This is a genomic window from Flavobacterium arundinis (assembly GCF_038289855.1).
GTDB classification, from domain to species: domain Bacteria; phylum Bacteroidota; class Bacteroidia; order Flavobacteriales; family Flavobacteriaceae; genus Flavobacterium; species Flavobacterium arundinis.
The window spans coordinates 217,783-236,997 of sequence record NZ_JBBYHR010000007.1 but is presented as its reverse complement, the minus strand read 5'-3'; the positions used below and the strand labels follow the sequence as shown (position 1 = coordinate 236,997).

The 19,215-nt window shown below is 45.8% G+C and carries 14 protein-coding genes; 11 read left to right on the top strand and 3 right to left on the bottom strand.

From position 1 onward, the window contains the following. Positions 1 to 304 precede the first annotated feature (304 nt). From AAEO56_RS13535 to AAEO56_RS13500, 8 genes are all read left to right on the top strand, one after another. A complete protein-coding gene (locus AAEO56_RS13535; protein ID WP_341697603.1) occupies positions 305 to 1,294 on the top strand; it encodes an aspartate-semialdehyde dehydrogenase in 990 nt (329 codons plus the stop codon). Positions 1,295 to 1,364: 70 nt separating this feature from the next. Further along, positions 1,365 to 2,729, top strand: a complete 1,365-nt coding sequence (locus tag AAEO56_RS13530) for a hypothetical protein (protein WP_341697602.1) — start codon at positions 1,365 to 1,367, stop codon at positions 2,727 to 2,729. Between the two features lie 78 nt (positions 2,730 to 2,807). Further along, a complete protein-coding gene (locus AAEO56_RS13525) occupies positions 2,808 to 3,152 on the top strand; it encodes a DHCW motif cupin fold protein (RefSeq protein ID WP_341697601.1) in 345 nt (114 codons plus the stop codon). A gap of 188 nt (positions 3,153 to 3,340) precedes the next feature. Continuing rightward, on the top strand, positions 3,341 to 3,685 hold the full coding sequence (locus AAEO56_RS13520; RefSeq protein WP_341697600.1) for a hypothetical protein: 345 nt from the start codon (positions 3,341 to 3,343) through the stop codon (positions 3,683 to 3,685). A 176-nt stretch (positions 3,686 to 3,861) separates the two neighbouring features. Beyond that, entirely contained in the window at positions 3,862 to 6,276 is a 2,415-nt protein-coding gene (locus AAEO56_RS13515) for a TonB-dependent receptor (RefSeq protein WP_341697599.1), read from the top strand. An 18-nt stretch (positions 6,277 to 6,294) separates the two neighbouring features. Further along, entirely contained in the window at positions 6,295 to 6,858 is a 564-nt protein-coding gene (locus tag AAEO56_RS13510; protein ID WP_341697598.1) for a type 1 periplasmic binding fold superfamily protein, read from the top strand. Between the two features lie 140 nt (positions 6,859 to 6,998). Then, a complete protein-coding gene (locus AAEO56_RS13505) occupies positions 6,999 to 7,373 on the top strand; it encodes a DoxX family membrane protein (protein ID WP_341697597.1) in 375 nt (124 codons plus the stop codon). A 153-nt stretch (positions 7,374 to 7,526) separates the two neighbouring features. Next, the gene (locus AAEO56_RS13500) at positions 7,527 to 9,644 is read left to right on the top strand and encodes a prolyl oligopeptidase family serine peptidase (protein ID WP_407934965.1); all 2,118 of its coding nucleotides are present in this window, start codon (positions 7,527 to 7,529) and stop codon (positions 9,642 to 9,644) included. A gap of 149 nt (positions 9,645 to 9,793) precedes the next feature. On the opposite strand, the gene AAEO56_RS13495 is transcribed toward AAEO56_RS13500, so the two are convergent. The 3 genes from AAEO56_RS13495 to AAEO56_RS13485 form a co-directional block, all read right to left on the bottom strand. Beyond that, positions 9,794 to 10,744, bottom strand: a complete 951-nt coding sequence (locus AAEO56_RS13495; RefSeq protein WP_341697596.1) for a lipid A deacylase LpxR family protein — start codon at positions 10,742 to 10,744, stop codon at positions 9,794 to 9,796. After that, complete coding sequence (gene mtgA, locus AAEO56_RS13490) at positions 10,744 to 11,421, bottom strand: monofunctional biosynthetic peptidoglycan transglycosylase (protein ID WP_341697595.1); 678 nt, start codon at positions 11,419 to 11,421, stop codon at positions 10,744 to 10,746. Before mtgA ends, AAEO56_RS13495 begins: the two co-directional genes overlap by 1 nt. Before the next feature lie 170 nt (positions 11,422 to 11,591). Next, complete coding sequence (locus tag AAEO56_RS13485; RefSeq protein ID WP_341697594.1) at positions 11,592 to 15,200, bottom strand: GEVED domain-containing protein; 3,609 nt, start codon at positions 15,198 to 15,200, stop codon at positions 11,592 to 11,594. 249 nt (positions 15,201 to 15,449) lie between these two features. Here AAEO56_RS13485 and AAEO56_RS13480 point away from each other — a divergent pair, with 249 nt between their 5' ends. The 3 genes from AAEO56_RS13480 to AAEO56_RS13470 are packed head-to-tail and all read left to right on the top strand — an operon-like array spanning position 15,450 to position 18,552. After that, positions 15,450 to 16,682 carry a dicarboxylate/amino acid:cation symporter gene (locus AAEO56_RS13480; protein ID WP_341697593.1) on the top strand — a complete coding sequence of 411 codons (1,233 nt, stop codon included), beginning with the start codon at positions 15,450 to 15,452 and terminating at the stop codon, positions 16,680 to 16,682. A 26-nt stretch (positions 16,683 to 16,708) separates the two neighbouring features. Next, entirely contained in the window at positions 16,709 to 17,440 is a 732-nt protein-coding gene (locus tag AAEO56_RS13475) for a DedA family protein (protein WP_341697592.1), read from the top strand. Further along, the gene (locus tag AAEO56_RS13470) at positions 17,437 to 18,552 is read left to right on the top strand and encodes an NAD(P)/FAD-dependent oxidoreductase (RefSeq protein WP_341697591.1); all 1,116 of its coding nucleotides are present in this window, start codon (positions 17,437 to 17,439) and stop codon (positions 18,550 to 18,552) included. The genes AAEO56_RS13475 and AAEO56_RS13470 overlap by 4 nt, the downstream gene beginning before the upstream one ends. The last annotated feature ends 663 nt before the right edge of the window (positions 18,553 to 19,215 follow it).

Below are 19,215 nucleotides of genomic sequence, written 5' to 3'. Positions count from 1 at the left end.
CAGAGTGATTTGAGTTTGCAAGTGCCTTGCGAGAACACAGAGCCGCATGTTTTTAGCGATCGCGCACTGTGACCTCTCACCAAAGGTGATTATCTAAATTCTCCGTGTAACTCTGCGCCTGCTCTGTGCGCCTTTGTGGTATAGCTTTCATACTCATAAAACTAATGTGTTAGATAGAACACACAGATTATCAATAATTAGCTTTAATGCAAGTGAGAAAATCAAATTTGTGGAATTCGTGTATTTCGTGGCAAAAAACAAATTCATTTACTACTTTTGACACTCATTAAAACCATATCATAATATGAAAGTTGCTGTTGTAGGCGCTACCGGAATGGTAGGCGAAGTAATGCTTAAAGTACTGGCAGAAAGAAATTTTCCCGTGACCGAACTGATACCCGTGGCTTCGGAAAAGTCGGTGGGCAGGGAGATCGAATTCAAGGGAAATAAATACAAGGTAGTGAGCCTTGAGACCGCCGTAAGCATGAAGCCGCAAATAGCGCTTTTCTCGGCAGGCGGCGATACTTCTAAAGAATGGGCACCGAAATTTGCTGAAGCAGGCACGACAGTTATCGACAACTCTTCCGCCTGGAGGATGGACCCGACCAAAAAACTGGTGGTTCCGGAGATCAACGCTGGTGAACTAAGCAAAGACGACAAAATTATAGCCAACCCGAACTGCTCTACCATACAAATGGTATTGGCACTGGCACCGCTGCATAAAAAATACAACATCAAACGTGTGGTGGTATCGACCTACCAATCGGTTACCGGTACGGGTGTTAAGGCAGTAAAACAGTTGGAGAACGAGTACGCTGGCATTCAGGGCGAAATGGCCTACAAGTACCCGATACACCGCAATGCCATCCCGCAGATCGATGTTTTTGAGGACAACGGCTACACCAAAGAAGAAATGAAAATGACGCGCGAAACCAAGAAGATCCTTGGCGACGATTCTATAAATGTTACCGCTACGACCGTGCGTATCCCAACTGTGGGCGGGCACAGCGAGTCGGTTAACGTGGAGTTTACCAATGATTTTGACGTGAACGAAGTACGCACCATCCTGCACAACACTTCAGGAATAACAATACAGGATAACCTTGATACGTTCACCTACCCGATGCCGCTTTATGCCGAGGGCAAAGACGATGTTTTCGTGGGCCGTATCCGTCGTGACGAGAGCCAGCCGAACACACTTAACATGTGGATCGTTGCCGATAACCTACGTAAAGGCGCTGCTACCAATGCGGTACAGATAGCGGAGTATCTTGTTGCTAACGGTTTAGTATAAAAGAATTTAAAGTATATTTATAACCTGCAATGCTGAGAGGTGTTGCGGGTTTTTTAATTAAACTTCTAGAATGAAAAACGAGATTTTAGCAAGATATTTTTCGAATGTATTTTTAATTGGTTTATCACCTAGTGTCAATATCTTTAATCGAAAAATTGATGAAGAAATTCCAGTTAAAGAATATTCAATATTTACTCACGAATATTGGCATTTTCTAATGAACATTTCAACAACGGTGCGTGTTAGAGATTTTGCACTATTTTATCAATTATTCCCAATATTTTCAAAAACATTGACCGAAGAAGGGAATGGTATGTCTGATACTTCTGTACTAACCGCAGAAGATAAAATACTCTTGAGTCAAATTAATGATATGTTTATTGCTTACAATGAAGGCGGAATAGACAATCCCGAGGAATTAGAGATAAATAATTTCAGAATTGTTAGCGAAGTTTTAGGTGAAGATGCTCACTTAACTTTAAGAGACTGTAAGGTTCCTTTTAAACGATCAAAAGTTAAAATTGAATTTGATACACCTCAAGGTATTTCACAAAAATATATGTATTTAAACAGTGATTATATCGAAGAAAGTATTGCAAATTCGATTGAAAAAATAATCTACGATGATGGTGATTCTATACCTGAAATACCATATCTAATGCTCAGTAAACTTTCTGCATATTTTAATGGAGAACCTTTAAGTAATTATGAATTAGCATGCATTGGAACGTTGTCTCTACTAACGACAAATCCTGCATTATCCTTAAATTCTTTATTTAAAGACTATAAGGCTTTAAGAGGCTTTCATACAATGCAAGAGTCAATTGACAGATTGTCTGATGAAATTAAGCCAATATTTTCACAAATATCAAATATTATTTTAGAGGATTTAATTTCAATCCTTAAAGTCTACGAGAATCGCGAACCCTCTTATCAGGCTATAAAAAGAGTATATGAAAAAATAGAGATGTGTTTATATTACAGGGAAAGAGATTTACTTTTTGAACTCAATGCATTTCGCAATAACATCTTAAACAAAGAAATATTAAATTACTTAGTATTTAAAATGGTAAATCCTTGTGATGTTTTACAAGAACGTCAAGGTGATGAAAATCTAGTTAATAGAGATTTTATAAAATCGTTCGAAACTGATAACATAAAAGTTAATAGTCATGATGTTTTACCATATTTTTTAAATCAGATAATGAACTGTCAGTTAAATTATTTGAAAGCTCACTGGGCAATGTTTGCATTAATGGATTCCAGGATTGCAACAAGTAAATGTCCGTATTATACGGTATGTGATTTACCAAATAGAATTATTAATACTGATAGATGCTTAAATAAACCTTGGGAAAATTTTGTGAAAAATGGAGATAATTGTGTTTATGGGCATGCAGTAGGCAATCTAGTTGGAATTTCTGGGTTGAAATAATATCTAATACTATATTTTGCCATTCTTCTATCCTAATAACATATTACGACTTGATGATAACGATATTAATATAAATTTATGACCCCAATCCCCTTCCTCCACATCGACTGGACAACCATCCCTAAAGAAGAGCATCCCGGCACAACAGGGGCTTCCTTTTGGCAGACGCTGCAATTTGACGGCCTGCGTGTGCGTATCGTAGAATATTCCGCAAATTACCTCGCCGACCATTGGTGCCAGAAAGGGCATATTGTGCATTGCCTTGAAGGGTCGTTTATAAGTGAGGAAGAAAGCGGCGGCAGAATAGAACTTAGTGCAGGCATGAGCTACATTGTGTCTGATGATCTCAGCTCGCATCGGTCTATCTCAGTTACTGGCGCAAAGCTGCTGATCATCGATGGGGAGTTTTTGAAGGATAAATAATTGTTTCTTGTATTTCATAGGGAAAGCCTCAAGAGATTTCTCACTCCGCAAGCTCCGTTCGAAATGACATACGCGGTGCCCTAAAAAATCTGTGACCATCCGCCTAGATCCGTGTCATCTGCGTTCAATTTTCACCTAAATGCAACTTAATTGCATTCTGTAATACTTTTTCATTTACCTTTGTGGTAATGAAAAGAAAGTTCGCCATATTCAACCTGGCCCTTATGGCTGTTGTGCTACTCACAACGGCCTACCAGTCTTTTCATGCTTTCAGCCACCAGCATTTTGCGGAAAGTACACATCGCCACAGCCTTAAAAAGGAAACCAAACATTTTAGCAAAGCCGGACATGAGCATGAAGACGACGATTGCTCTGTCTGCAATTTCCATTTCGACTACTTTGTCGCGCCACAGGAATTCTGCCTTAGGCTCGATTTTCCATTTACACCCATACCCTACACTTTTAGCAGCATAGAAGGCAGTGCGGCATTCGCCGGAAGCTTGTTTTCGCACAGGGGGCCGCCGGTAGTATAGGGGCCTCACCCGACCCCTCTCCGAAGGAGAGGGCACTCAAACCTGCTTACTCATATAAATAATTGTTTCCGGCATTATTGGAGTCGGTTAACAATTGTATGATGTAGTATCGTCCTGCTCCCCTCTCCTTTGGAGAGTCCCGATAGCTATCGGGAGTGGGTGAGGCCAAGCAAAAGATGAAGAATTATTCTTTATTCATTTCCAAGAAATCTATCATGCGAATTTATATCCTTATCCTCGCCTTACTGGCAGGAAGCGGGTGCGCATATTCCCAGCACATCATCAGCGGGAATGTGGCCGCACCGCAAAACAAGCCCCTTGATGGGGCACACATCCATATTGAACAATGGCAGGGCGTAAGTTCGCCTGATGGCCATTATGAAGTACACGGCATCCCATCCGGGCAGCATCGTGTTGTCATTTCCTATATCGGCTATAAGGCACTGGACACCGTTGTGGATGTTTATAGTGATATGGTGCTGGATGCTGTCCTTCAACCTGAAAGCACACAACTTAAAGAGGTGGTTTTATCAGAAAACAATTCCGTTTCGAAAAACACTGTCCATGAGCAGCGACTAAGAACGGAAACCCTTGAAAAATACAGCAATGCCAGCCTTGGTGATGCGCTTAAGGAAATAGCGGGCGTGTACTCACTGAAGACAGGCAGCACTATCGTGAAGCCTGTTATTAATGGGTTGCACAGCAGCCGGGTGCCTATCATTTCGAACAATGTACGTCTCGAAGACCAACAATGGGGTACCGAGCATGCGCCTAACCTCGACATTAATTCGGCGGGGCGGGTATCGGTCATAAAGGGTGCTTCGGCATTGCAGTATGGGGGCGATGCGATAGGCGGGTTGGTTGTGGTTGAGCCGGTGTCAGTGCTGAAGGACACGCTTTTTGGCAGGACTATCATGACTGCCGATTCGAATGGCCGCGGCGGCAGCCTCTCTTCTGCCCTGCACCAGGGAAATGATAAAGGCTGGGCGTGGAATGAGGGTGGCACGTTCAAATATATGGGTGACAGGGAAACGCCGGATTATGTCCTCTCGAACACAGGCAATCGCGAGGCAAACTTTGCGGGTGATGTGAAGTACATTGGCAATACGTATGATGCTTCGGTTTCGTATAGTTTTTATAATGCGACTATCGGTATTGCGAAAGCGACCCACATTGGCAATGTAGCCGACCTCGTGCGGGCCATCAACAACGGACAGCCGGATGTGGTGGAGCCGTTTACCTACAACATCGGGGCGCCAAGGCAGGAAGTGCAGCACCATTTGGCGAAGGCCAATTTCAACAAGCAGCTTGATGACGATAGTTCACTGTCTCTGCAATATGCTTTCCAGCTTAATAACCGGAAAGAATACGATTTGAGGCGTGGCAACTTTGCGGATATCCCTGCGCTCGACCTTACGCTGGCTACCCATTCGGTAAATGCCGACTGGAAGCAGGAGAAAGAGAACACTACATTAAAAGCCGGAATGAGCGGATCGGCACAATTCAATGATGCCAGCCCTGATACGGGTATCCGCCCGCTAATACCAACCTATGATAAATATGACGCAGGGGCGTACGGCATTGTCTCGCATTCCTTTTCGGAAACACTTAGTGGTGAGGCAGGGCTGCGTTATGACTTTTCACACATGAGCGCCACAAAGTATTACCAAAAAACGCGTTGGGATAACCTGGGCTACAATGGCGTATTCGACCGTTTTATTACTGCGGACTATGGTACACAATGGCTGACCAATCCGGAGTTCACCTACCACAATATTTCGGCAAGCCTCGGAATACGGAAAAAACTTTCTACAGCTATTGATCTTTTGGCGAATGCCGGGCTTGCCATGCGCAACCCCAATCCGTCAGAACTTTTCAGCGACGGGCTGCATCACAGCAACGGTACGATCGAGCTGGGAAATTTGGCGATCAAAAAAGAAAAGGCATTAAAGTTGTCGGCTACATTGCTTAAAACCGGCGGTGCTTTCCGTTTCGAAGCCACGCCTTACCTCAACGCCATAACCGATTTCATTTACCTCAGCCCTACCGGCGTGGAATATACCATTCGCGGTACCTTCCCTGTGTACAACTACAGACAGGACAACGTGCTGATGGCGGGGCTTGACCTGCATACCGACTGGGATATCAGCAGCCATTTTTCCCACAGCTTTAATTTCGCCTATGTACATGCCGACAACACAACAAAGAATGAACCGCTTATCGACATGCCGCCACTCAATATAAGTAATACCATTCGGTATAAAACCGACTGGCATAGACTTTTTATGGAATTACGCAGTGAAGCGATATTCAAACAAACGCGCTATCCCCAAAATAACTTTTATGCCGATGTTCCTGTAAATGGCGTGCTGGTCCCGACATTGGTGGACATCAGTACGCCGCCGGACGGTTACCAACTGCTTCACTTTACTTCGGGGATGCAATTCTCATTAGGCAAAACGATGGCATCAATTAACGTTTCAGTCAATAATATTTTCAATACAGCCTACCGCGATTACCTCAACAGGCAGCGCCTTTACACCGACGATATAGGCCGCAATTTCCAGTTACAATTAAAATTGAATTATTAATCATCAATACATTTTACCATGAAAAATTTCAGAATCTTAGCTTTAGCACTAATTACAATTACTTCTTTTTCCTCTTGCAGCAGTGACGACAACAACGGCCCTGTGAATGAAGAAGAGGTCATTACAACGGTATCGGCGACTTTTACGCCTGTGGGTGGCGGCACACCGGTTGTGCTTATTTCGCGCGACCTTGACGGCGATGGGCCCGATGCTCCTGTAGTTAGTGTTTCAGGGAGTTTTACGGCAGGGCGAGCGTATGAAGGCGCTGTCAATTTTTTAAACGAACTGACAAATCCCGCGGAAGAAATTACCGGCGAAATACAGGAAGAAGGGACACAGCACCAGATATTTTTCCAGCACAGCGGTATCGGCACGTTTACTTATGCCGATGAAGATGCGGACGGGCATCCTGTGGGATTGTCATTTTTGTTTACCGCAACAACTACACCCGGGGCCGGCAGCCTGACCGTAACATTGAGGCACCAGCCGAATAAATCGGCAGAAGGCGTTTCCGGCGGCACTATTACCAATGCAGGTGGAAGCACCGATGCACAGGTGAATTTTTCTGTAGTAGTGGAATAATTCTCAAATAGTTTTAGTAATTCAATCCCTGCCAGAAGGCGGGGATTTTTTATTTACAAATGTTTTCTTAAAATACTGAGAAATATTTTATTAACTTTAGTAAAATTTCAAAATTTCATACATGCTAAAACTTTACTTCTATGAATTCACAATTTACCAAAATCGTCAGGATATTGCTCGGGCTTATCCTTCTTGCATTCGGCATTAATAAATTATACGCCTTTATCCCTTTACCCCAGCCTTCTAAAGAAGCAGCAGATTTTATGGAATCGCTTGCCGATACGGGATACATACTCACGATTGTAGCTGTTTTTGAGATCCTCATAGGACTAATGCTCCTCATTAAAAAATGGGTGCCATTTGTATTGTTGCTGCTCGTGCCGCTGTCACTAAATATTCTGCTTTTCCACCTGTTCCTGGACGTACCTGCTATTGCTACGGCGTTACTGGTTGTAATAATGAACGGCATTTTGCTGTACAAGCACCGCCAGAAATATAAGCCGCTGTTTACATAAAATCAGCTATTTCGCAAAGTTTCTCAAAGAAGGCGCTAAGATGCGCAAAGGCATTGTTTCCATTACATCTTTGGGAAACTTTGTGTCCTTTGTATGTCTTTGTGGAATTGCTTTAATGGAATTGTTATTTTTGTGTATCTAACATACTAACAAATGAAAAATACCGTACTGGCCCTGGCTGTGGCCTTCGGCTTTACCATGAATGCACAAACACCCAAGACACTCCGGCAGATAAAATATCCTGTAACCAAAAAAGACAAAACCACCGATACATACTTTGACTCTAAAGTACCCGACCCCTACCGCTGGCTGGAAGACGACCGCTCTGCCGAAACAGCTAAATGGGTAACGGAAGAAAACAAAGTTACCTTTGACTACCTCGCACAAATACCTTTTCGCGATGCTATAAAGGCCCGGATGGAGAAGCTATGGAGTTATGAAAGGATTTCTGCGCCATTCGAGGAAGGCGGGTACTATTATTACTATAAAAACAACGGCCTGCAAAATCAGTCGGTGCTTTATCGAAAGGATAAGAACGGCAATGACGAGTTATTTCTCGACCCAAATACTTTCTCTAAAGACGGCACCACATCACTTGCACAGATACAGTTTTCCAAAGCAGGCGATATGGCGGCCTACATGATCTCTGAAGGCGGCAGCGACTGGGGAAAGATTATTGTAATGGACGCTATAAATAAAAAACTTACAGGAGAAGTTATCGAAAATGTAAAGTTTAGCGGCATCGCCTGGAAAGGCAGCGAAGGTTTTTATTATTCTACCTACGAGAAACCGGAAGGCAGCCTGCTTTCGGCAAAGACCGATACCCATAAACTTTACTACCACAAACTTGGAACCGGCCAGAAGCAGGATAGAGTTATTTTCGGCGAAAGCCAGAAAAGAAGGTATGTAGGCGGCTACCTGACTGAAGATGAGCGTTACCTCGTGATTACGGCGGCTAATTCTACATCCGGAAAAGAGCTTTATATCCAGGATCTGAGCAAACCGCAAAGTACGGTCATAGCGCTTACCGATAATTTTGACAGCGACAGCCAGGTGCTTGAAAACCGCGGCGGAAGCCTGTTCATATACACCAACTTTAAAGCGCCGAACGGCAAGATTGTTATCGTTGATTCCGCTCATCCGGAACAGACCAACTGGAAAGACTTTATACCTGAAACAGAGAATGTGCTGTCGCCTTCAACCGGTGGCGGGTTTATTTTTGCGCAATATATGAAAGACGCTGTTTCGACAGTAAAACAATATGGCTTTGCCGGCAACCTTATCCGTGAGGTCGACCTGCCCGGACTGGGTACTGTGGCAGGGTTTACCGGGAAAAAGAAACAGGATGAGCTGTATTATACTTTTTCCAATTATCTTACTCCCGGAACGATTTATTCGTTTGATACTGATACAGGCCAATCAAAAATTTACCAAAAACCGGACGTAGGCTTCAACAGTGATAATTATGTTTCGAAGCAGGTTTTTTATAAATCCAAAGACGGCACATCGGTGCCAATGATCATCACTTATCGAAAAGACCTGAAGCTTGACGGCACCAACCCGACCATGCTGTACGGCTATGGCGGATTCAATATCAGCCTGACCCCAACCTTCAGCATTGCCAATGCTGTGTGGCTTGAAAACGGAGGTATATATGCAGTAGCCAATCTGCGCGGTGGTGGTGAATATGGAAGGAAGTGGCACGATGCCGGCACGAAAATGCAAAAACAAAATGTATTTGACGATTTTATTGCCGCTGCCGAATACCTTATTTCGAATAAGTATACCTCATCCAATTACCTTGCTATCAGGGGCGGATCGAACGGCGGATTGCTGGTAGGCGCTGCCATGACACAGCGCCCCGATTTGTTTAAAGTAGCATTGCCCGCGGTAGGTGTGCTCGACATGCTGCGTTACCATACTTTTACCTCTGGTGCAGGCTGGGCCTATGATTACGGCACATCTGCCGACAGCGCTGAAATGTTTAACTACCTGAAAGGCTACTCGCCACTACACAATATTAAGCCGGGGACAAGCTATCCCGCAACATTGATAACTACCGGCGACCATGATGACCGTGTTGTACCCGCACACAGTTTTAAGTTTGCCGCAGCGCTACAGGCAGCACAAGCCGGAAAAGCACCGGTGCTGATACGTATTGATGTAAATGCAGGTCATGGTGCGGGAAAATCGGTGGCACAAACCATTGCCGAGTTGAGCGATGTGCAGGCTTTTACATTGTATAATATGGGTAAGAATCCGGCTCCCTAAAGTCCTCTCCCCAACCCTCTCCGAAGGAGAGGGAGACGGAACGTGCCGACAGTACGGTTGTTACCCTAAAATGTAGAGACACATTGAATGTGTCTGCGTATAGGTTAAGCAATCGTGGAATTCCCCCTTCGGGGGTTAGGGGGCTGGCTTTAGGGGGCTAGCAAATACCCAACCTGTATCGACCCGTAATAAAATCCGGTAATGACATTATTGGAGAGTTCTTTGCCTCTATAGTGGAAGGCATAGGTAAAATTCCACTGGTCGCGGCGGTACTTTATGCCTGCCTCGGCATTAAAGCGGAATGGGATCAATGGGAAAGTAACAGGGCTGTAATCATTGAAAGGGCTGCCCTCTATAGTAGCATCATGATGCATGTACTGCAATGAAGGATTAAGATAAAGGAACAGGTCGCGCTTGTTCTTGTAATCGCGGTCCTGGCTGAGGGTCGCCCCATGAAGCGCCGAGTCATACATGGGTACCAATAATCCGCGAAGGCTTATGCGTGCCATTGGGCCTACTGAAACGCTTGTCCATATTGTTCCCACACTGGCTTCCCCCTGCAGGTGGAAGTCGACTTTTTCTTTATACGTGTCCCTGAAAATTTTCTGTGAATAAACAGCATTGGCCTGTATTGCGGGTATGGTGGTTATCTGATACTGCCACCCCTGTACGGTTGGGTAGTGAAAAAGCTTATGAAGCCCTTCCTGAACCTGCTCGGCATACGCCTCCGGCCCAACAACCCCTGCCTGGATATTGAGATTAAGTACGCTTTCGCTGGTATAAAAAGTAGTAATGCCCGCCTGGGCGAACAGGTAGCCGGCAAAAGGCCTGTCGTTTACATTGATATCGCCGGCGCGTACTGACTGCGGATTGAAAATGTACTGCCCGATGCGGAATTCTGTAATTTTCTTGGCTACTTTCTCATCACTTCTTTTGCCAAGATAGCGGTAGAATAATTCGATCCCGTTGGTATAATACTGGTCGTTTATAGGTGAGGAATACAGGTCGTTATCAGATACTATGCCTATTTCAGCAGGCTTCTGTGCCCATAAAAGAGCAGAGCAAAACAAGGCTGCAATGGCAAGGTACTGCTTATGCATTAATAGTCGAGTTTAACGTAGCGCATTAGCTTCACGATCCTGCCTTTGCGCCTTTCGGTGTAACCCGAAGAGCGTGTGGCCCTGTAAACATAAGGGTTTGGAAGGATCGCTGCAATGCCTGCCGCCTCGTTTTTAGTAAGGTTGGCGGCATCTTTATGGTACCAGTGCTGTGATGCTGCCTGTGCGCCATAAACATACGGCCCCATTTCGATACTGTTCAGGTACACTTCCATAATGCGCTCCTTGCTCCAGAGCAATTCTATCAATACCGTAAAATAGGCTTCAAACCCTTTACGGATATAACTCCTTCCCTGCCACAGGAAAACATTTTTGGCCGTTTGCTGCGATATGGTACTTCCACCCTTCAGCCTTTTGCCTTTTTCATTACCGGCATACGCCTTTTTAATTGCCTTTAAATTAAAGCCGTGGTGCGTAAGAAAAGTGTCATCTTCACTGGCGATGACCGCTTTTTGCAGGTTGGGCGAAATTTCCGAAAGCGGTACCCAATCATGGCTTGAAGTCATTTCTTTACCGTCGAACTTCTGCTCCAACGCTCTGGTTACCATCAATGGCGTGAACGGCACCGGGATATACCGGAACAGCACAACCGACCCAACGGATAACACGATAAACCAAAGGCATATTTTAAAAAAGATACGGAAAAACTTTCGAAACATAGATCATGGGTTTAACAGTCGCGAAATTACGAATTATTATAATCCAAAGAAGCTATAATAATTGAATATGCTTGTTTGATTATTTTGCGAACTTGATATCTTCGAACATTACGGCACAAAAAAAGCCGCCTCTACTGAGACGGCCATTTCAACATCGGGTTAGTAACAAATTATTTCTTTATAAATCGCAGTATCGAACGGTTGCCGTTATCATTTATTTCAATGAGGTAGCTTCCTGCTGCAAGGCGCGATACATCAACAGCACCGCTTACAGGAATACCTTTCCCGGCCTCCTGCCCTGCTATGGTATATATCGTGTAAGCCGCTTTTTCGGATATGTTCGTGATGTTCAGTACGTTTTCTGAAGGGTTTGGATAGAGTGTGATCGCTATGTTGGAAACAGCGGATACTTCCCTTGCCGAACCACCAATAACCACGGTGTAATCCTCTACTTCGCCATAAGAGAAAGCTTCGCAGGCCGTAGGTATGGCATTATACTTCATCGAAACCCTCATACGTGTTGCGCCTGTTGCTGCTGTTGAAGGGATGGTTATCGAACCGCTTACCGGCGTTGTTGTAGAAGCTGCTTTGCTCCAAACCAGCTCGCCTGTGTCGGAAAAATCACCATCGGCATTATAGTCAATCCATACCGCATAGCCCTCGCTATAGGCGCTGCCTGTCCATGTTGGTGTGATGGTAATGGTATAGGCACTGCCTTTGCTTACCGATGTGGAAAGCGAAGTGAAGTCGCCATAGCCCGCATTGGCACCCGAGAGGTTATTTATGGTTCCAAACTGCACCCTTCCGATGTATTCATCGCTTACGCTGTTCCCTTTGGAAGTACAGTAGGTTAACGTGTTGCTGAGCGTGGTTACATTCACTGTATTGCTTGCCGCAGAAATATTACCTGCCGCGTCTTTGGCTTTCACCGAGAAGGTATAGGCTGTAGCTGCAGTAAGGCCTGTTACTGTATACGTTGTCCCTGTCACGCTTGTGATGAGGGTTGCGCCCCGATACACGTTATATCCGGTTACGCCTACGTTGTCGGTAGCGCTTGTCCAGGAAAGATTGGTCGTAGTTTGGGTCGTGCCCGAAGCGCTCAAGGTTGGTGCTGTCGGTGCTGTTGTATCGGCAGTGCCCGCCTGGATGTTTACGGTATAATCTTCCACTTCACCATACGAGAAGGTCTCGCAGGCCGTTGCTACGCCATTGTATTTCATCGAAACCCGCATCCTTGTTGCGCCTGTGGCTGCCGTGGCAGGAACTGTAAAGCTTCCGGCGGCAGGGGTTGTGGTAGCGGCGGCTTTGCTCCAAACGAGTTCACCGGAATCATCAAAATCCTTGTCGCCGTTATAATCTATCCATACTGCATAGCCTTCTGCGTATGCCGTACCCGTCCATGTTGGCGTTACGGTTACAGTATAAGCCGTGCTTTTGTTCAGGTTGGTTGATAGGGATGTAAAATCTGTATAGCCGCCCGCGCCTCCTGTAGAAGCATTGTTTATTGTGCCCAGTTGTAACCTGCTGATATATTCGTCCGATACATTAGTCCCTGCCGATGCACAATAGCTACCGGTAGCCGCAAGGGTTGTCACATTCACCGTATTACTCGATGCAGAGGCATTGCCTGCCGCGTCTTTTGCTTTTACCGAGAAGGTATACGCTGTTGCAGCTGTCAATCCTGTCACCGTATAGGTAGTTCCGGTTACATTGGCTTTCAGCGTTGCGCCCTGGTACACATCGTAACCTGTTACACCAATATTATCGGTAGATGCCGACCATGAAAGGTTGGTCGTGGTCTGTGTAGTGCCCGATGCGGTAAGGCTAAGCGGTGTGCTTGGCGGGGTAACATCTCCTCCGCCACTTGCGGTAATGGTAAAGTTGGTATTAGAAATATCAAAGAAGATATGGCCGGAGCCTTTTACCATGATCCTGTTGGTAGTACCGGGATTGTTAGGGACTGTGATGGTTTGCGTACCGTCATTTGGTGTGCCGCTTAGTATGGTAATCGGATAGGTATCGCCGCCATTGGTAGAAAGCAGGATATCCACATTCGCAGCGTTTACGCCATTGGCTGTAGTACCGGCTACATTCCACGTTACGGTTTGTGTTGAACCGGTAGCCCATGATACTGCGGTGTTTGGTGCACTTACTGTGAATGGCCCCGCGGTTGCATTTACGGTCACTACCATATCGTCGCTGTTATTTGCCGGCCCGCCCGCGTGGTTATCACGCACGGTAAGCCTGAAGTTCATTGTCCTGGCTACGTTCGGCACCGCTTCCCACTGCCATGAGGTAGCACCGGTTTTGATGGTAGCCATCCTTGGGAAAGTACGGGACCCGCCCGAAGACGGTACAAACGATTTGAATGCCGGCCCTGAAGTTGCCGTCACGCTTGGGTAGGTTGTAGATACCGTACCGGAATTCATCTGTTCCCAGCAGTAGGTAAGCCCACTGTCATTGGCATCGGTACCGGAACCTGTCAGCATGAAAGGCGTTCCTTTTGGTATGGTATAATCCAGTCCGGCATTGGCAGTCGGTACGGCATTGCCGGTTGTGGTATTGGTCTGGCAGGTAGTTGTTTTTACGTAATTGGTCACCTGTTGGATGCTCACGGCATGGAAAAACGGGTCGCTGTGCGCCTGCACATCGGTAGCGCCGGTGATGCCCGCGTAGCCCATAATGGTCGTTCCGCTGCCCGGCTCGTTCTGTACGCCGGTACCTTCGTTATCGAATGTAAACGTGTGGTTAGCGCCAAACTGGTGCCCCATTTCGTGAGCCACAAAGTCGATGTCAAAATTATCGCCTACGGGTGCGGTGCTGGTGGTAAAGCCGCTGCCCTTGCCGCTGGCGCATACACAGCCGATACAGCCTGCATTACCGTTATTGCCAATAGCCGACATGAGATGGCCTACATCATAAGCGCTATTGCCGATAACACTCGTGAGTGTCGACTGTAGTTCGCTGTTATAATTGGCATCGGTACTGCCGTAAGGGTCGGAAGATGCGCTTGTGTAGATAACGGAATCGGTATTGGAGATAAGGATCATGTTTACGCCAAAATCCTTTTCGAACACACCGTTCACGCGGGTCATGGTCGTGTTGATGGCGGCCAGTGCAAGCGCTTTGGTACCGCCATAGTAAGCGGTATATTCTCCCGTTACGCTCATGGCAAGGCGGTAGGTACGCAGCTTGCCGTCATCGGCGTTAGGCCTTTGCTCCAAATCGGTTGCGGCGATCTGGCGCTGTGCATGGTCCATCACTTCACAATCAAATTTTGTGAAAGGCTGGGTTTTCTGCGTCCTTTTGTAAACGGAATAGGTTTTGAGGTCGGTAGAATACGGCTCAATGAATACGCTTGGCCTGTCGGCAGCTGTCATCATGGTCTGGAGTCCAAGTGGTGAAAGACTGAAACGGATAACCGCGGTCGGGTCGTCGATGCCCTGGCCTGCATAGGATTTGATCTCAGGGTAACGTGCAGCGAGTTCGGGATCCATAACGGGCGCTTCAACAACACGGAAGCGCTCCAGCGTACCTTCGGCATTCGGGAAATAAACGATCACGGAAGATTTTACGGTTCCCCTCAGCGGTGCTTTTGCCAGTTCGGCTTTCAGCGATGGGATGTCCAGGTTATACAAATGTTTTGAAGGAAGCGTTTCCCTATCCTTAAATGTAAGGATACCGCTTTTCTCCGGTGTGGCTTTCCAGAACAATTTGCCCTCCTGTGCAAATGCAAATCCGGAAACAACCAGTGCAATGGTAAGTAATGTTCTTTTCATTTTTTATAAATTCAGTTTGAATAAAAGTAGCATATTTTTTAAACAATGCTTTATTTTTTTGTGAAAAAAATATCATAATCTAATTAATTAATAAAAATATTCACAAAATACATAAATATTTAAAAATGATATATTATTACCAAAACCGTTAAATGAGTGCAAAAAATTAAAAACAGGAACTTAAATCGCCTTATACTAAAGATGGTTTGAAAAAATATGAGTAATTTCACGCACTTAAAATCTATTTGTTTGAAAAGCAACACTAAACTATTTATAGCCATACTTACCGGCCTTGTTTTAGGCGTAGGCCTTGGCTATTTCGTTTACACCGGGTACCCGAAGGAAGAGGCAAAAGAGTTTGCTGCTAACCTGAAGTTGCTGGGCACGATTTTCATCCGTATGGTACAGATGATCATTGCGCCGCTTGTATTCTCGACACTTGTAGTAGGCATTGCCAAAATGGGCGACATGAAACTGGTAGGCCGCGTTGGCGCAAAAGCGATGGGTTGGTTCCTTTCGGCTTCGCTGGTATCGCTGCTGCTTGGCATGGCTTTGGTAAACTGGCTGGAGCCGGGCAAAAACACCGAAGTGACTATGGAAAGCGTTGCCCCTGCAGACGAGCTTGTAAAAGGGACACACTCTTTCTCACTCGAACAATTCGTTACGCATGTGGTGCCAAAAAGTATCGTAGAGGCAATGGCCACCAATGAAATATTACAGATCGTTATATTCTCTATATTATTCGGTATTGCATTATCATCCCTTGGTGAACTTGCCAAACCGGTAATAAAAGTGCTCGACATTATATCCCATGCCATCCTGAAAATGGTAAGCTACATTATGTGGGTAGCGCCGTTCGGTGTGTTTGGCGCTGTTGCCGCTGCCGTTGCTGTTTACGGGTTCGACATCTGGAAGCTCTACGCCAATTACCTTGCGGCTTTTGCCTTTGGTATAGCATTGCTGTGGGTTATATTGCTGGCTGTGGGTTACCTGATATTGGGCAACAGGCTGTGGTTATTGCTCAGGAGGCTTGCAAGTCCGTTGCTTATCGCATTCTCGACTACGAGCAGCGAGGCGGTTTTCCCAAAACTTACCGAAGAGCTGGAGCGTTTTGGGTGTGACCCTAAGATCGTTTCGTTCACTTTACCCTTAGGCTATTCGTTTAACCTTGATGGGAGTATGATGTATATGACCTTTGCCAGCCTTTTCATAGCGCAGGTATATGGTATTGACATGCCGCTCGAAAAACAATTACTTATGTTGCTTGTGCTTATGCTTACCAGTAAAGGTGTTGCGGGGGTGCCAAGGGCATCGCTTATAGTTGTAGTGGCTACGTGCGCGATGTTCGGTATACCGCCTGAGGGCATCGCACTTATATTACCCATCGACCATTTTTGCGACATGGCACGCAGTATGACCAATGTACTTGGAAATGCGCTTGCTACCAGCGCGGTGGATAAATGGGAAGTTAAAAGAGATTAATTCAATTAGAAAAACACAAAAAATATATGGACAGTTTTCACTGGACGGACTTATTAAACCCTGAATTTTATATTAACCTTCAAATTGGCGGAGTAGCAGTAGGTATCTACGTGGTACTGTTTATCATTTTTGCAGAGACCGGGCTTTTTGCCGGGTTCTTCCTTCCGGGAGACAGCCTTTTGTTTCTTGCCGGAATTTACAGCAATGAGCTCATGGCGACCGTTATGCCTATGGACAGCGATTTCCTCAATGTAACGGTGCTATCCATATTTGTTGCTTTAGCCGGAATTGTTGGTAACACCTTCGGATATTGGTTTGGTGCCAAAAGCGGGACGTATCTTTATAAGAAAGAAGATTCTTTCTGGTTCAAAAAGAAATACCTTATACAGTCGCATGAGTTTTTTGAAAAGCACGGCGGCAGGGCGATCATCTTTGCCCGTTTCCTCCCTGTCATCCGCACCTTCGCGCCCATCATAGCCGGTGTGGTGAAAATGGAGAAGAAAAAATTCATGCTGTTCAATATCATTAGTTCCGTTCTTTGGGCTTTCACGCTAATATTTGCAGGACACTACCTGCAGGAGCTTTTCCTTAGCTGGTGGGATATTGACCTAAAATCCTATATCGAATACATCATTATTATAATCGTGCTTGTCACTACCGTGCCGCTTGTTATCAATGCGCTTAAAGGCAATAAGGTAACAGAGCAGGAAGCTATTGAGGAGGCAAATGATGATGAAACCAACATCATGCCCCGATGAACCTTAGCTATTGGGAAATCCAGCACTGGTTTACCGGTGTCAATTTTACCATAGTGGGCAGCGGGATCGTGGGGTTACATACTGCACTAAGGCTTCGGGAGCGTTTTCCTGAATGCAAAATACTTGTCCTTGAGAAAGGTCCGTTACCACAGGGTGCAAGTACCAAAAATGCGGGGTTCGCTTGTTTTGGAAGTCTTTCCGAAATCATAAGCGACCTGAACAACCATACTGAAGAAGAAGTTATCTCCCTTATACAAAAACGCTGGCAGGGATTACAGTTGCTGCGTAAAAGATTGGGCGATGCTGCCATCGACTTTAAGCCGTATGGTGGGTATGAGCTTTTCCTAAAAGACGACACAGCCGGTTATGAGGAATGCCTTCGCAAAATGCCTTTTGTGAATGAAGTGCTGCGGCCGCTCTTTAAGGCTGATGTATTTGCAAAGGAAGTTGACCGCTTTGATTTTAGGGGAATTCAGGAGTGCCTAATATTCAATCCGTTCGAAGGGCAGATAGATACCGGGCTGATGATGCAGGCTTTACTAAAAGAAGCCGTTGCCCAAAACATACTCATACTGAACAGCCAGACCGTTACCGCTTACTACGAAAAGCAGGATGGCGTAACCGTAAGCCTCGGTGATTTCAACTTTACTACAAAGAAATTATTATTTACCACCAACGGGTTTGCAGGGAGTATTACCAATGGCGCCGTTACCCCCGCCCGTGCACAGGTACTTATTACCGAACCGATTCCCAATCTCGACATACGCGGCACTTTCCATATTGACCGCGGGTATTATTACTTCCGCAATATCAACAACCGTATCCTTTTTGGTGGCGGGCGCAACCTCGACTTTGAAGGCGAAACCACAACGCAGTTCGGGCAAACGGAAATTATCCAAAACCAACTGGAGAAAATGCTCCGCGAGATTATCCTTCCCGGCACCGACTTTAAAATTGAACACCGCTGGAGCGGCATCATGGGATTGGGCAGCCAGAAGAACCCTATTGTACAGCAATTATCCGACCACGTGTATTGCGGCGTAAGGCTTGGTGGAATGGGTGTGGCGATAGGAAGTATTGTGGGTATGGAATTGGGGGATTTGGTTTCCTGATAATGGGACTTGGAAAAATCCTCACCCCCGGCCCCTCTCCAAAGGAGAGGGGAGCAAGGACGTGCTTACTCTGACGATTCAAACACACAAGGATTATCGCGTAGTTAATATAGGCCATAATTGCTCCGCAAAGTCTCTGACTTTGTGGAAGCGATGGCATGTCTCTGACATGCATAGAAAAGGCCGGAGACCTTTGAACACAGCCACAAAGTCAGAGACTTTGAGGAGCCTAAAACAAAGCGATTTTTTTTGTTACTACAATGACCTCACCCCCCAAGCCCTCTCCAAAGGTGAGGGGCGCCAGGACGGGCTTACTCAAACGACTCCAAATACACAAAAACTTTCCTCAATAGCCCTGATAGAGGCGGTACCCCCGCTTTTCCGGCGGGGTAAAGCTGAAAGCAGGAATTGCCAGTGCTGAAAATGCCCAAGCCTTTCGCTCCAAGCCCCCTAACCCCCAAAGGGGGAATAGCTGCACTGTACCTAAAAGAGATTTCTCTCTCCGCAAGCTACGTTCGAAATGGAACAAGGTATACATCGGGCATGAGTGTAGCTCCTCCCCTCTCTTTTGGAGAGTCCCGATAGCTATCGGGAGGAGGTGAGGCCAATCTTTTCATATTAAATCTGTAACAGAGCTACCCAAATACCGTCCAATAGTTTTAT